This window comes from Nocardia sp. NBC_01009, from assembly GCF_045208035.1.
Taxonomy (GTDB): domain Bacteria; phylum Actinomycetota; class Actinomycetes; order Mycobacteriales; family Mycobacteriaceae; genus Nocardia.
In genome coordinates, this window is record NZ_CP108695.1 from 6,924,120 (window position 1) to 6,939,147 (window position 15,028).

Consider the following 15,028-nt stretch of genomic DNA (forward strand, 5'->3'; position numbering starts at 1 on the left):
CGAATGCCGAATTACGGATTGCCCGGGGTCACCATGGGGCGGCGCAGTTCTCAGGTGCTCGGTGGGGCCGCGCTGGCTGCGATCGTCGCGGTGGCACTGGCTTGGACCGGGTACCACAACGCCCCCGACGACACGCGCATGCAGATCCAGCTACGCACCGAGCGCATCGGCGAAGGCATCATCGAGGGCACCACGGTGCGCCTGGACGGCGTGGACGTCGGCAAGATCACCGACATCGCGAGCATCGGTGCTGGCCGCCAGCTGATCACCCTGGACCTGGACCGATCCCCAACGGCCGGTCTCACCGAAGATCTCGCGGTCGACTACGCACCGCAGAATCTCTTCGGCATCAGCACCGTCGCGCTGAAGCGGGCCGAGGGCGGCGCGCCGCTACGGCCGGGAGCGGTCATCGATCTGGCGGGCGCCAACGCGCACCGCGTGGCCGACGCGACCATGGGCCGACTGCTGCGGGCACTCACCGAGACCTCGACCGAGGTCTTCACTCCCGAATTCGCCGAGGTGCTCCGGACATTCAGCGGTGACCTGCAGGCCTTCACTCCGATGTTGGAAGCCGTCGTCATGCTGAGCCGGGCGGTCGCCGACACTCAGCGGTACCCTTCCTCGTTCCTGATCGACCAATTCGCGAGGTTCTACGACGGATTGGGGTCGTTCACCTCGGCCACTTTCAAACTCCTGAAAGCCGTGCTGGACATCGAGGTGTTCCAGAACGACCGGCAAAAATTCGATGCGACCATCGGCATGCTCGTCGACGACGCGTTCCCGGACATCGGCGCCATCGGAAATGTTGCCAGACAACATTTCTCGAGCTACACCGACATGCTCGCGCCCCTCATCGCAGCCATCGCCGCGACGGTGCCGCACCCGGCGCGCTCGCATGCCGAACTCACCGAACTGATCGAACGACTCGACCGCATATTCGCCGACACCCCGAACGGTCCGACCCTCAACGCATCGGTCACCCTGCGCAGTGTCCCCGGACTCTCGGTGCCGCTGCTCGGTCAGGCCGGATTCGCCGCGCCGGGAGGGACGCGATGACACCGACGTCGACCTTCCCGATCGCATGGAAGCTCGGTCTGTTCGCCGCGGCGATGATCACCCTGCTCGCCATGATCGCGGCGGCCATTATTCGGCCCATCGGCGGCGATACCGACAGCTACCGAGCCGATTTCACCGATGCCAGCGGCTTGAAGACCGGTGACGATGTCCGCATGTTCGGGGTCGCAGTCGGCAAGGTTGCGGAAATCTCGCTGGTGCAGGGCCGCGCGCGGGTCGAATTCACGGTGCACAGCGACCGGCCCCTCTACGACGCGAGTTCCCTTGCCATCCGGTACCAGTCACTGACCGGACAGCGCTACATCGACATCCGCCAGCCCGAGCATCCGACCCCGAAGCAGGCGTCGACCGGCATCATCGGGACCGATCGCACCATCGGATCCTTCGACATCACCCGGCTTTTCAACGGACTGCAGCCGGTCCTGCAGGAGTTCTCTCCCGGTGCGCTCAACCAGTTCACCGAGAGCGTGCTCGCGGTGATCGAGGGCAATGGTTCGGGGATCGGGCCCGCCCTCGACGCGATCGAAAAGCTCAGCGCGTACGTGACCGATCGGCAGACGGTGATCTCCACCATCGTGGCGAATCTCGAGTCGATCTCCACCAGGATCGGCGGCAAGTCACCGCATCTGATCACCCTGCTGCGCGGGTTGACCGACGTGTTCACCGCTTTTCAGGAGAAGCTCGACGGCCTGATCGACTTTGCGAGCGTCGCACCGTCCGCGCTGGGCCCGCTCAACAGCTTGCTTGCCACCCTGGGTTTCACCGAGACGACCAACCCACATCTCGAACGCGACCTGCGCCTGCTGTTTCCGGACCCGGACATCGCGTTGGACCAGCTCGGCAAGTTACCCGGCCTGCTGCAGTCGCTGTCGACGCTGGTGCCCGCCAGCGGGTCCGCGGTCCATGTCGATCTCACCTGCTCGAAGGGTAATGCCGAGGTGCCGTCGATGGTCGCGGTGTTGATCGCCGGGCAAAGGATTGCGATATGCAAGAACTGACCATCAGGCTGCCCGGGCGTCGAGGTCGCGACCGGCACGAGGCCACCAAGAATCGCCGCGAACTGCGCCTTGGGGTGATCGGCGCGATTCTGATCGTTATCGCGCTCGCCGCGACCGCCGTCCTCTCTGTGTTGCCGCTGGGGAAACGCACGTACACCGCGTACCTGTCGGAGGCACAGTCGATCCGGGTGGGCAATCAGATACGGGTCGCGGGGATTTCGGTCGGCACGGTTTCCTCGCTGGAGCTGCAGCCGGACCGGGTGCGGATGACGTTCACCGTGGATCGGGATGTCTTCGTCGGGGACGCAACCACTTTGGAGATCAGGATGCTCACCGTCGTCGGCGGCCACTACGTCGCCATGATTCCCGCCGGGACGACGCCGCTGGGCAGCAAGTCGATCCCACCCGAACGGGTTACATTGCCCTACAGCCTGGTTCGGACGCTTCAGGATGCCGCGAAACCGGTGGCCGAGGTGAACGGCAGCACGCTGCGCGAGAACCTGGCCGCAGTGCAGACCTCCCTCGACCGGAGTCCCGACGGGCTGCGCCGGATGGGCGCCGCCATGCAGTCGTTCGTGACGATCCTCGCCAAGCAGAATGCCGAGGTGTCGCGGGCGCTGATCGTCACCGACGAGTTCCTGACCGCGATCAACGGCAACCGGTCGCTGGTGGGACAGTTCGTCCGCAAGATCGGCCTGCTCGAGGTGCAAGGCCTCGACAAAAAGGCGGAGATCACCGAAGCATTGCGGATCGCCGCTGAACTGTTGTCCAGAATCGCGGCATTGGAACCGTCTTGGCGCGAACAACTTCAGCCGATGGTCGACAAGCTCTCGGCGACGCTGCCCGCGTTGCGTGAGCTCGTCGGGAAACTCGACGGCGCGCTCGGCACCCTGCGCACCGCCCACGACCGGCTGCAGACCGCGGTGACCCCACAGGACGGCATCGTCGTCGACCAGTCCGCGGACACGATATCCGCACCGGCCGTCTGCGTCCCGGTGCCGGGAAAGGGGTGCTGATCGTGCAACGCATGCTCGCCTCGCCGGGTTTCGTCACCTTGATCGGCGGCGTCCTCGTTGCAATCCTCTCCGTTGCAGGCTATTTCGTCGCTTTCCGTCCGCTGGACAAGACCATCGGCTACTGCGCGATCCTGCCCGATGCCGTCGGCCTCTACCCCGGCAACCACGTGACCATGCTCGGCATGCCGGTCGGTACCGTGACGGCGCTCGCGCCCGACGGTGCCGGCGTCCGTGTCGAATTCGACGTCGACGCCGACCACCCGCTCACCGGGCAGGTCATCGCGACAACGGTCGCCGACACTCTCGTCGCCGATCGCAATCTCGCGATGCTCGGCGAACCCGGTGCACCAGATTGGAACCGAAATACCTGCGTGACAAGGACATTCACACCGAAGAGCATGGCAGAAACCTTGGCGGCCTTCTCGGCGTTGGCCGACCAGCTCGGCGGCAACGGCGGCCCCGCGGAGCGCAGCCGGATCCATGACACTGTCGCCGCCTTCCAGCGCGCCACCTCCGGGACAGGGCCGAAGATGAATGCCCTGATCCAGGATCTCGGCACCGCACTGCGCGCACCGGACGCCGCCATCGGCCATATCGGTGCGCTGCTCGACGCGCTCGGCGAACTCTCGACCAGCATCTCGGTCAATTGGCAGGACATCAAGACGACGCTGCTGAATGCCGGGCCCGGCATCGCCTTCGTCAACGAGGTCTGGCAACAGGTCATCCAGATCGTCGACTCACTCCTGGTCGACTTTCCGATGTTCAACGACATCGCCCGCAAGTACGGCCGCGAAATACTCGGCGGCGTCGATGATCTGGCCCCATACCTGCGGCTGCTCGGCGCGGGCGTCGGATCACTGAAACAGGTCATCGATATGATCCCGGCCCTGGTCGGGGCATTCCAGCGCGCGATCGACCCGGAGACCGGCAAGGTCCGGCTTACCTTGGCCACGCCGAAAATCGCTCTGCCACAGGCGGATGCCGATCAGATCTGCGCTGCGGTCAACACGGTGACACCCGGCCGATGCAAGACATCGGACAACGGCCTTGCCGGTGTCGACCTGGCCGCAATCGTGCTCGGATCGGTGGGTGCCCGATGAGAAGGCGGACAGTGGTGCGGCGCACCGGTTCCTGGCTTGCCAGCACGCTCGCGGCGGGGATGCTGGTCAGCGGCTGCGGTTTCGATCCCTCGTCGGTGCCGGTGCCGGGCGCATCCGTGTCCGGCCCGACCTATCAGGTCCGGATCGAGTTCGCGAACGCACTGAACCTGCCCAAGCAGGCCAAGGTGGTGGCCAATGGCGCGCAGATCGGCACGCTGAGCACCGTGACCGTCGTCGATCCTTCGACACAGCATCCCGGACGCATCGACGCGATCGTCGAGATCTCCGAGTCGGTGCGGCTGCCGACCACCACCACCGCGCAGCTGCGGCAGAACACGATCCTCGGTGACATCTACATCGGACTCACCACTCCCCCGAAAGATTTCGCCGAGACCCTGCCGCCGGGCGGCACGATTCCGCTACCGCAGACCCGCCCCGCACTGCAGATCGAGGACCTGATGGCAGGCATGTCGACCTTCATCGGCGGCGGTGCGCTGCACAGCGTGCAGGAGATCATCAACCGGACCAATGCCGTGCTGCCGGAGCGACCAGCAGACACGGCTCGGATATTCGAGACGCTCGGCCGCGACACCCAGGACGTGGCCGACAATCTGGACAGTGTCGGCCGATTCCTCGACGCCATCCAGCAGGATGTGACGGCAGTGCAGGACAATTGGGAAGAACTCGACGTCCTGCTGTCCGAACGCGGCGCGCGTGACATCCCGGCCTTCGCGAATTCCCTGGTGCTGACGCTCGGCGTTGTCGGCGCCCTCGGCATCGTCGGGCACGCGGTGGCCTGGCTCGGCCCCCTCCTGCAGGCGGGTGACGCCGCGGCCGAGGCCTTCGTGCCGATGCTGCTGGCCGCCAACCCACTCGACCTGTCCGCGCCCGCCAATCTGAATCGGCTGGTGGCCTTGCTGCGCGACAAGGTCATCCCGTTCGTCGAACGCGGGCCGACGGTGAACCTGACCCGCATCGCGGCGGAGACCGGTGCGGCAAGCCCCGTGGCCACCGACGACCAGGTCGATCGGATCGTCGCCACGCTGCGGATGATCGGAGCGGTCCGGTGAAGGTCTCCTCGGTCAAACCCGGCTCGATGGCATCCCTGGGCGCTATCGTCGCGATCCTCCTTGTCGGCAGCACCTACCTTTCCCTCGGGGTGGTGCGGGTCGGTTGGCTGAACGAGTACACCGAGGCGACCATGGTGCTGACCGATTCCGGCGGTCTGCTGCCGCGCTCCAAGGTGCTGCTGTCGGGCATCGAGATCGGCACTGTGACCTCGGTGTCGCACACCGGGACCACGGTCTCGGTGCAGTTCCGCATCGACGACAGATACCGAATTCCGAGCTCGAGCATGGCCCGCATCGAAACACTGTCCGGACTCGGCGAACCGTATCTCGACTTCCGCCCCGCCAGCGGTGACGGACCATACCTGCGCGACGGACAGATCGTGGATGCCGCTGAGGTCACGATGCCGATCTCGATCCCGCAGGTAGCACAGACCGCCACCCGGCTGCTCAACCAGCTGGATCCGCAGGCGATGGCCGCCATCATCCAGACCTTCACCGAGGGGCTGGCGGGCACCGAAACGGTCGTCCCGCAACTGTCCCGCGCGACAGACCTGCTGGCCGCAACACTGCTGGCCCGCTCTGATGTCATCCGCGAGATGCTCATAGCGTTCCAAGCCAACGCGAACGATATGGCGTGGTCGGGGCCCGCGCTGACCGATGCCTCCGGACCGTGGGCCGCCTTCGGTCCTCGGGTCAGCGAGGTGGCGGCGGCGATCGCGCGGGTCATCCGAAAGGGCAACGTCCCAGCCGATTACGTCATCGACACCCCGGAGACCGTCGGACTCGTCCCGTTCCTACGTCAGCTGGCCGAACGGATCAATGCGATCGGACCGGACCTGGCGACGATGATCCCGCTGCTGCAACCGCTGATCCCGCTCGCGACGAATGCGGTGCGGCCACTCGACATCGGCAGCCTCATCACCCAGGCGCTCGAGACCACCAGCCCCGACGGGACGCTGAATCTTCAGCTCACCGTCAAATAGCGCCAACGCAGTCCGACAACTGATCATTCGGAGCCGAAATGAACGTCGACACCACCAAGACCGCCGACGCCGAGACTACCGAGGTGGTCGCGTCGAAAACCGATGCCGCACCGCGGTCTATTTCACTGCCGGTCACCACGGTGGCATGGGCGGCGGCCACCACTGCCTTGACGATCCTCGCCGTCACGCTCGCCGGCTTCCTCTTCGCGGCACGCGGCGACCTCGCCGAGCGTGACCGGGTGGCCGCCGACAACCGCCACGCCGAGCAGATCGCCACCGACTACGCCGTCGGCGCCGCCACCGTCAATTACGCCGAGTTCGCCTCCTGGGTCGGCCGGCTCAAGCAGAACACCGCACCCGCCCTTGCCAACAAGTTCGATGCGACCGCACCGAAGTTGCAAGAGCTGCTCACCCCGTTGAAGTGGGCATCGACCGGCAGCCCGATCACGGCCAAGATCCTGTCCGAGCGCGACGGCGTCTACCGGGTGACAGTCTTCGTCACCGTCAGCTCCACGAACGCACAGAACCCCGCCGGGGCGCAGACTACGGTCACCTACAACATCACCGTCGACCGCGGCTCCGACTGGAAGATCACCGATGTCGGTGGCCTGGACGGCACGCTCCCGGTCAAGTAGTACGACCTGCTGATCGTGCCCACGAACGCTGTCCGGCACAGTGGGGTCTCACCTGCTCGGCCAGGGCTTCCCTGCCGAAAATCCTCCACACCGGTACAGACTCGGACAGTGCCCCGGATTAACCGACTGATGCATCAGTCCGGTAACAGCGGATGCGCAGATCGAGACGTTTGACAGGCAAGTAGCCACTTGCCTATCCTGACGAGCGTGAGTACTGTTGCCGAGCCCGGCGACGTCTTCAAGGCGCTGGCCGACCCGACCCGCCGAGCGATCCTCGACGAGCTGGCCGACCGCGACGGCCAGACGCTATTCGAGATCTGCAGCAGGCTCACCATGAAGCACCGGCTCGCCTCATCCCGGCAAGCTGTCTCGCAGCACCTCGACGTGCTGGAAGCCGCCGGCCTGATCAGCACCCGCCGGGACGGCCGATACAAGTTCCACCATCTGAATCGTGAGCCCCTGCGGCACCTCACGGACCGCTGGCTCGAGGAGGAATGATGATCCGAATCAACGTGACCAGCGTCTTGGTCGACGATCAGGCCAAGGCCCTGCGCTTCTACACCGACGTGCTCGGCTTCACGAAGAAGACCGACATCCCGCTCGGCGAGGCCCGCTGGCTGACCGTGGTGTCTCCACAGGAGCCGGACGGCGTCGAGCTGCTACTCGAGCCCGACGGCCACCCCGCGGCGGGCCCGTTCAAGAGGGCTCTCGTCGAGGACGGCATCCCGTTCACCTCGTTTGCCGTCGACGACGTGCGCGCCGAATACGACCGGCTGCGCGCTCTCGGCGTCCGCTTCACGCAGGAGCCACTGGACCACGGGCCCGTGATCGTCGCGATTCTCGATGACACCTGCGGCAATCTCATCCAGATCGCACAGCAGACGAACTGAGCTCCGCCCTCCCCTGAATTCCGGGATATAGCCCAGCGATGTCGAAGTCGAGCAGCGGAGACAATCAGATTCCCAAAGTGTCTCAGACAATCTAGTCTGGAGTTGGCACTTCCTGAAGGGGAGATTGATTTCACGCACCGGTTGCGGAGCAGCCAACCCTGCGGGATGCTGTCGATCTTCTCCGCCACCCCGCGCTCGGCGACCGATCCGCCCGCGACATCGCGTTGCTCCGCCGTGGACCTGGCCGCAGTGCCTATCGTCGAGGCGATGCCTGGCAACGATTCTTTCCACACGGCAGGCCGATCCGACGACGGGACGAGCCTGGTCTGGTACGCGGCCTACGGGTCGAACATGCATCTGCCGCGGTTACGGTGCTACCTCGCGGGTGGCACCCCCGAAGGTGTTGCCCTGGCCCTCCCCGGCTGCCGCAACCCCGCCGACCCGGCACGTTCCGTCCCGGTCATGCTGCGCGGCCAACTGTATTTTGCCACCGAATCACTGGTCTGGACCGGCGGCCGAGCTTTCTATGCCCCAGACAGTCCCGGCACGATGGCCGCCCGCGCCCACCTGATCACCGCCGCTCAGTTTTCCGATATCGCCGCACAGGAGATGTACCGCGAACCAGGCGCCGATCTGGACCTGACCGAAGCAATCGCCGCGGGTCGCAGCACACTTGGCCCCGGCCGGTACGAAACACTGGTCTGCGCAGGCACTCACGACGGCTACCCCCTCCTCACGTTGACCGCCCCTCCGCATTTCGCCGACCTCCCCGGCAATCCGCCTGCGGCCGCCTATCTCCTTCATCTAGCCGCAGGCCTTGCTGATTCGCACGGATGGACCACCGAACAGATCGCCGCCTACCTGGTGACATGCCCGGGCGTAGACACCGGCTGGTCGGCCGACTCCATCGCCGCCCTACTCGCCTCATGAACCCGTCGAAACCGCACTCGGTCCCGCGCCGATGAATTCCGCATTCGTCGCGACTGCTCGACTCGCCCCAAATCGGCGCGTGATCGGACCGACCATGCCGAACCGTCGTGTTGTTCGACAGGCGATAGCCACCCTCAACCCACCGATCAAGCCAGGCATCCTCAGCGCCCCGCCCGCCCAGGCGTCGTTTCAGCAGCGATCCCACCTGGCGTTCAATGGGCTTCGGTCCTCAGCACTCGTCGAGTGGCGCATGAGCGAGGGCTGTCGAAATTGCCACAGTCATGTGCCACTCGTCGATGGTTCGGTGCGGATGCGGGCAGCGCACAACGCGGTCCGTTGGCGCGGTGAGCTCATCTCGATTGCGGACGTGCTCGCCCTGGCGGATATCTCACGAACCGAGCGCACGAGCCAAATGCGGCCAGGAATCGTGCAGGTCTGTTTCGAACTGTCCCCAGGTGTGCGAGCCCTCCGGGCGGTTGACATGCACCGCAGGCAGACCGAGCTCGGCGAGCCTGCCTGCGAAGGCCGACGTGCACGAGCTCGCGATCGCCTCGATCGGCGGGAACGGCAGTCCACCTTCATCGATCGCGCCGGGAGTACCGGTAGCTGCTGAGAGGTAAATGGTCTTTCCGGCGAGAACGCCCGCGTTGGCGAACGCGTCGTGCGCACGCCAAACCGTTTGGCCGAGCGCACCCCACATGTTGACCGGGTTGCCGCCACCACGCCCCACCTGCGCGGTGATCATCGCCACCCCGAGCGGATCCGCAGCCCAAGGACACCCGCTGTAGGCGGCCACGGCGCTGTACACCGTGGGCGCTTGGATCGCGAGGTCGACCGCGGAGGCCGCACTCATCGACACTCCTGCTATCGCATTCCGTCCGGTGCTGCCGAGTTTCCTGTCGAGAACTGGAGGCAGTTCCTGCGTCAGGTAGGTCTGCCACCGGTTACGGCCGACCGCCGGGTCGTCGGTGAGCCAGTCGGTGTACATGCTGTAGGCGCCCCCGACCGGCATCACCACATTGACATGCTTGTCGGCGAAGAACTCTCGGACATCCGTGTCGTCCCACCACGAGATCCCATCCGTACCGCCCCCGAGACCGGTGAGCAAATACAGGGTGGGGGCCGAGCCGCCCGCAGCCCGAATCACCCTGTTGCTCACCACACGATCCATCGATGGCGAGTAGACGTCCATCCTGGATACGGAGCCGTCCAGGGGAATATCGTCGACCACATCCGCTCCGGCCGGGGCTGCTGCGGCAGGGGAAGCGGACAGGCCGAGCGCGGATACCGCGGTGACCAGCACGCTGACGAGCAACACCAAATGCCTTGAAGCCCTCATGTTTCCGTTGTACCCGAGATTTGCAGTGCATAACCCCGGTGCGTCCTGAGCAGCCAGTAGTCAAGCGTCAGCGGTGACCACGACGTCAGGGTTCGGTGGTTCGGGTTGTTTCGGGGCAGCGGGCACCCACCCGCGCAGGTAGATCCGGGTTCAGCCGGTCCGAATGCTGACCCGTATTGCATCGGCACCGCATACCGAGCGGCGATGCAGTGGTAGTCGGCCGAGACAACTCTCCTGTTACATGCCTCACAAGCGTGTCGCGTTCGTGCGCAATGCTTTCGAGAGACGACGGTTGATCGCGGCCGAGCGGGGCACCCACGTCTGCAAGTTGCCGGGGAGTAGGAGGCGGGCTTGCTAGCAGCACGGCGTCACGCCTGGAACCAGAGGTCGACCGCGCCGACTCAGGTGCCCTCGATCGTCCGCAGGCAAAACCCTGCGTGTACCCGGTTCGCCGACGTAGCATCGCAGACCGATCCGTTCAGCATGACGATGCGAGGGAGAGAACGGTGATCGAAGCGGTGGTAGCAATGGTTGCGGCCAATTCGGCGACGGCGATGGTGGAGGCGATCCGTCGTAGTCGCAGCACCGGGGAGTCTGCGGATGTGACGCTTCCGAGTGGAGACCGGATTGTTCTCACACCACAGGAAATTCGGCAGCTCACCGATGAACTCGGCGCCTCCGCTGCGCCCACGGCGGACACGGCACTGTCCAATGTCGCAGGTGGGCTTGCTCTCACCGATACCGATGAGTTCTTCCGTCAGGCACGACGCAGAATCGACCTTGTTTTCAAGATCCGATTGGCGATTGCTCTGCTTATCGCGACGGTGCTGATCGGGACGATCGTGGGTGCGATTGTCGGTCTGGCGCTGGGGAATACGGCCCTCGCGAGCGGGTTGGGCGCTACTGCCCTGGTAGATCTGATCGGTGCGGGCGTCTACAAACCGCTGGAAAAGATTCGCCAAGCGCTGATGGACGCCCAACGACTGGACATGATCCATCTTTCGGCCAAACAACAACTGTCGACCATCACCGATGATGGGGCGAACACCATCGAGAAGTATCAGGAGGTATGGGCCAATATCCTCGAGCAGATCAAGGTCCTCGACGACAAATAGCGCCCGCGGCCGTTTCCGCCGCCGAATGGGGTCCAGGCGCCACCGTGCGAGCACTCTCGAACCTCGGCCGGATCCAAACGTACGGACTCCAGTCGACGGCTGACATCTGCCGCCGACTGGAGTCCGAAACCGCTTGCCGTCAGGACAGTTTCAGCGACCGTCCGATGATTTCCTTCATGATCTCGGTTGTCCCGCCGTAGATGGTCTGGACGCGAGCGTCCATGTATGCCTTGGCGATCGGGTATTCCTTCATGTAGCCGTAGCCACCGTGCAACTGGAGGCAGCGGTCGATCAGGTCTACCTGCTCCTCGGTGCTCCACCACTTCGCCATGGCAGCATCCTCGACGGAGAGCTTGCCTGCGTTGAGGTCCTCGATGAAACGGTCGACGAGGACGCGGACGGCGGTGGTTTTGGTGGCCAGTTCGGCCAGCACGAAGCGGGTGTTCTGAAGGGCGCCGATGGGCTTGCCGAAAGCTTTGCGGTCGCGGACGTACTGAATGGTCATGTCCAGGCAGGCTTCCATTGCGGCGGCTGCCATGACGGCGATGGAGAGGCGCTCCTGGGGCAGGTTTTGCATGAGGTGGATGAAGCCCATGCCTTCGGTGCCGAGGAGGTTTTTGCCGGGAACGCGGACGTCGGTGAAGCTCAGTTCGGCGGTGTCTTGGGCTTTGAGACCCAGCTTGTCGAGGTTGGCGCCGCGTTCGAAGCCGGGCATACCGCGTTCGACAACGAGGAGGCTGAAGCCCATGGCGCCCTTGTCGGGGTCGGTTTGGGCTACGACGATGACGATGTCGGAGTTGATGCCGTTGGTGATGAAGGTCTTGGCGCCGTTGAGGATCCAGTCGTCGCCGTCACGAACCGCGCGGGTTTTGATGCCCTGGAGGTCGGAGCCGGTGCCGGGTTCGGTCATGGCGATGGCGGTGATGATTTCGCCGGAACAGAAGCCGGGGAGCCAGCGCTGTTTCTGCTCGTCGTTGGCGAGCTCCGAGAGGTAGGGAGCGATGACGTCGTTGTGGAGGGCGAAGCCGAGGCCGGAGTATTGGCCGCGGACGGATTCCTCGGCAACGATCGCGTTGTAGCGGAAGTCCTTGACGCCGCCGCCACCGTACTCCTCAGGCATGGCCATGCCGAGGAATCCCTGCTTACCTGCCTCGAGCCAGACCCCGCGATCGACGATGCCCTGCTCTTCCCACTTCGGATGATTCGGCGCGACGTGCTGATCGAGAAACTTGCGGAACGACTCCCGGAACAGTTCATGTTCGGGTTCGAACAATGTGCGCTCCACACCAACCTCCTAGTGACCACAGCGGCCGGTCCACACCGACCCGTTGTTGCTACATACGGTACCCGGAAAGAGAATGCCAGTTCACTTCGCATCCGAAATTTATTGCCTTACCTGGTCTGGTGGCGATGATTTCCGCAGCAGATCGAGATTCCCGGCAAACGCCGTGACCCGAGCGGCAAGGCTCGACCATGGCGAGATCCGACGAACCGTCGACTGGCGCGACCTCCTCGAGATCCCGGCAACCACGAGCCCGAGCTGGGAGGCCGCAGCCCTCGGCCGGCCTGCCCGCGGCGCGGTGAGCGCATCCCTCGAGATTCCGACAACGCCCGGTCTCCAGATGAAAGGCTTCGGGCAGCTCGGGCCAGGAGACGGCGAGCACTGGTCGCCGGAGATCCTGGCGATCACCGGCTCAAGCAGGCAGGCCCAGACCCTTGGCAAGAACTGGCCAGGAGGCGACCAGCGCCTGCTGCCAATAGCCCCAGGAGTGCGTGCCGGTCGACTGGAAGTCATAGGTGGCGGGGATGCCGAGCTGGTTGAGACGATTCTGCATGTTGTGGGAGCAGTAGTTGGCGGCGGCTTCGAGGCCGGCGCCGAGGGTCACCTGGTTCGCGAGGCCGCCGACGCCGGGTAGGGCGTAGGGACCGTTCAGGGTGTCCCACTGGCCGGGGATGCCGGGGCCGTTGGAGATGAACAGGTTTGTGCCGCGTAGTCGGTCGGCATGGACGTAGGGGTCGTTGGCCGCCCACATCGGATCACCTTGCGGCCCATACATGTTCACGGATTCGCCGCCGCCTGCCGCGACGACGGTGTTGACGAAGTTCCAGCCGATCGGGTCGCTGATCTGAGCGCAACCGCTGTAGGCCGCGGCCGACCGGTAGAGACCGGGCTTGGCGATGGGGAGTTGCAGCACCGGCGTGCCCGACATCGAAATGCCCGCGATCGCGTTGGTGCCGTTCGCGCCGAGCGCGGAGTCGATCAGCGGCGGCAATTCTTCGGTGAAGAAGGTCTGCCATCTGTTCACGCCTAGCACCGGGTCAGAGGTGCGCCAGTCGGCGTAGTAGCTCCACGCGCCGCCGACCGGTTGGACGACGTTCACATCCTTGTCGGCGAAGAATTGTGATGCGGACGATTTCAAGTCCCACGTGGCCTCATCCTCGCCGCCGCCCGCTCCCGAAAGCAGGTACAGCGTGGGACGCGCGACCGAGGCATCGGCGGGGCGCTGCACCTTGACCTCGATGTTCTTGTTCATAGCGGCAGAGAACACCTGGAGGACGAGGTTGCGATCGTCGGTGATGGTGAAGCTGTCGATGCGGGAACCGTCCGACGAACGGGGCGAGGCGAGCAGCGAACCGGAGGCGATGATCGGATCCGACGGTGCGGACACCGCGGTAGCGAGGCCACCTGACGCTGCAGGTACCCCCAGGAACATCACTACCGCACCCGCCGCTACCGCCGTTCGTCTTCGTGTCCAACGCATGGGACCACCGTAGCTGCCACTAACTGAGAATTTGCTGACAGCGCAGGTGAGGCCCGATCGTCAACGATTCAGCAGGCCACGCAGCCGACCGATGAGGGTTCGACCGGAGTCGCGCTCCCGCTCGGCGAAGAGGAACTTCAGCTCCTCCTCCAGCTCCTTGCGCACGACATCGCGCAATTCCACTGCGGCAGCATGCTTGTCGACCGCGTCGCGCCACGGCGCAGGATCGATCGGAGCACCCGCCGAGAAGTAGAAGCGCTCCGGTCGGGGCAGCACGGTCGGACCGATGCCACGGATAAGCGGCGGGGTCAGATCTTTGCTGAGACCCAGGGCCTCGACCACCCAGCGCAGCGGTCGCAGCACGGGATGATCGCCGTCGAAGACGATGTCGTAGGCGTCGTCGACGCCGATCATCGCCACCGGCACGATCGGCGCGCCCGCTTCGATCGCCATGTGCGCGAATCCGGACCTGCCCTCCCATTTCAGGACGTACTTCTCGTTCTTGCGGCGCACCGCCTCGCGACCACCACCCGGGAAGACGATGACGGCCTCACCGCGGGCCAGCAGCGCAAGGCAGTTGCGCCGATTGCCGCGAACGGCACCGAAGTGGTGCAGCAGTTCGCGCACACCGGGGACCGAGATGAGGACATTCTCGGCGAGGCCGCGAATGAGCCTGCCGCGGCGGCGCAGAACTTCCGGCAGCAGCAGCGGTGCGTCGATGCCGCCCATCAGGTTGTGGTTGCCGACCAACAGAACCGGGCCGTCGGCAGGGATGTTCCCGAGGCCGTAGTAGCGGGGGCTCGTCCAGGCGCGCAGGGGCGCGAGCAGGGTGTCGAGCACCCGAAGATCGGTGTCGGTCAGTGAAACCGAAAGCGGCGCACCGTCACTGAGCACGCCGGTGTGCGACGAGTCACCGGATGGCCGATCACGGGAAACGGCCGAGCCGGAGTTGTCGTGCGACATGGAACCCTCCTGATGTCGATTCGACGACGATATCGTAACGAAATCGACTGCGTCGCATCAGTTGTGTACCCGGAATGCACAAAGCCCGCCGACCGATGGTCGGCGGGCCGTGCACGCTCGCACAACAGAACGGTGAGCGTTACGTCACACCTG

15 protein-coding genes are annotated in these 15,028 nt (G+C 65.0%); 11 read left to right on the forward strand and 4 right to left on the reverse strand.

Annotated elements, in window-relative coordinates:
- Positions 1–3 precede the first annotated feature (3 nt).
- The 10 genes from OHA42_RS31150 to OHA42_RS31195 all read left to right on the forward strand — a co-directional run bounded on the left by OHA42_RS31150 (position 4) and on the right by OHA42_RS31195 (position 8,696).
- The gene (locus OHA42_RS31150) at positions 4–1,056 is read left to right on the forward strand and encodes an MlaD family protein (RefSeq protein ID WP_406231309.1); all 1,053 of its coding nucleotides are present in this window, start codon (positions 4–6) and stop codon (positions 1,054–1,056) included.
- Positions 1,053–2,072, forward strand: a complete 1,020-nt coding sequence (locus OHA42_RS31155) for an MlaD family protein (protein WP_406231310.1) — start codon at positions 1,053–1,055, stop codon at positions 2,070–2,072. The genes OHA42_RS31150 and OHA42_RS31155 overlap by 4 nt, the downstream gene beginning before the upstream one ends.
- Positions 2,060–3,088 carry an MlaD family protein gene (locus tag OHA42_RS31160; protein WP_406231311.1) on the forward strand — a complete coding sequence of 343 codons (1,029 nt, stop codon included), beginning with the start codon at positions 2,060–2,062 and terminating at the stop codon, positions 3,086–3,088. Before OHA42_RS31155 ends, OHA42_RS31160 begins: the two co-directional genes overlap by 13 nt.
- Before the next feature lie 11 nt (positions 3,089–3,099).
- Positions 3,100–4,188: an MlaD family protein gene (locus OHA42_RS31165; RefSeq protein WP_406239706.1), complete on the forward strand. Its 1,089-nt coding sequence runs from the start codon at positions 3,100–3,102 to the stop codon at positions 4,186–4,188.
- On the forward strand, positions 4,185–5,258 hold the full coding sequence (locus OHA42_RS31170; RefSeq protein ID WP_406231312.1) for an MlaD family protein: 1,074 nt from the start codon (positions 4,185–4,187) through the stop codon (positions 5,256–5,258). The genes OHA42_RS31165 and OHA42_RS31170 overlap by 4 nt, the downstream gene beginning before the upstream one ends.
- The gene (locus OHA42_RS31175; protein WP_406231313.1) at positions 5,255–6,241 is read left to right on the forward strand and encodes an MlaD family protein; all 987 of its coding nucleotides are present in this window, start codon (positions 5,255–5,257) and stop codon (positions 6,239–6,241) included. Before OHA42_RS31170 ends, OHA42_RS31175 begins: the two co-directional genes overlap by 4 nt.
- A 38-nt stretch (positions 6,242–6,279) precedes the next feature.
- Positions 6,280–6,876, forward strand: a complete 597-nt coding sequence (locus OHA42_RS31180) for a hypothetical protein (protein ID WP_406231314.1) — start codon at positions 6,280–6,282, stop codon at positions 6,874–6,876.
- Positions 6,877–7,083: 207 nt separating this feature from the next.
- Positions 7,084–7,374, forward strand: a complete 291-nt coding sequence (locus OHA42_RS31185) for an ArsR/SmtB family transcription factor (protein ID WP_406231315.1) — start codon at positions 7,084–7,086, stop codon at positions 7,372–7,374.
- Positions 7,375–7,376: 2 nt separating this feature from the next.
- Complete coding sequence (locus OHA42_RS31190) at positions 7,377–7,766, forward strand: VOC family protein (RefSeq protein WP_406239708.1); 390 nt, start codon at positions 7,377–7,379, stop codon at positions 7,764–7,766.
- Between the two features lie 267 nt (positions 7,767–8,033).
- Positions 8,034–8,696: a histone deacetylase gene (locus tag OHA42_RS31195; protein ID WP_406231316.1), complete on the forward strand. Its 663-nt coding sequence runs from the start codon at positions 8,034–8,036 to the stop codon at positions 8,694–8,696.
- Between the two features lie 388 nt (positions 8,697–9,084).
- Here OHA42_RS31195 and OHA42_RS31200 read toward each other — a convergent pair whose 3' ends face one another.
- Positions 9,085–10,035: an alpha/beta hydrolase gene (locus tag OHA42_RS31200; protein WP_406231317.1), complete on the reverse strand. Its 951-nt coding sequence runs from the start codon at positions 10,033–10,035 to the stop codon at positions 9,085–9,087.
- Positions 10,036–10,541: 506 nt separating this feature from the next.
- Here OHA42_RS31200 and OHA42_RS31205 point away from each other — a divergent pair.
- Positions 10,542–11,150, forward strand: coding sequence for a hypothetical protein (locus OHA42_RS31205; protein ID WP_406231318.1), 609 nt, complete (start codon positions 10,542–10,544; stop codon positions 11,148–11,150).
- Positions 11,151–11,289: 139 nt separating this feature from the next.
- On the opposite strand, the gene OHA42_RS31210 is transcribed toward OHA42_RS31205, so the two are convergent.
- The 3 genes from OHA42_RS31210 to OHA42_RS31220 form a co-directional block, all read right to left on the reverse strand.
- Positions 11,290–12,435 (reverse strand): acyl-CoA dehydrogenase family protein, encoded by a 1,146-nt coding sequence (locus OHA42_RS31210; protein WP_406231319.1) that lies wholly within the window; start codon positions 12,433–12,435, stop codon positions 11,290–11,292.
- A gap of 409 nt (positions 12,436–12,844) precedes the next feature.
- Positions 12,845–13,912: an alpha/beta hydrolase gene (locus tag OHA42_RS31215; protein WP_406231320.1), complete on the reverse strand. Its 1,068-nt coding sequence runs from the start codon at positions 13,910–13,912 to the stop codon at positions 12,845–12,847.
- 60 nt (positions 13,913–13,972) lie between these two features.
- On the reverse strand, positions 13,973–14,875 hold the full coding sequence (locus tag OHA42_RS31220; protein WP_406231321.1) for a lysophospholipid acyltransferase family protein: 903 nt from the start codon (positions 14,873–14,875) through the stop codon (positions 13,973–13,975).
- Between the last annotated feature and the right edge of the window lie 153 nt (positions 14,876–15,028).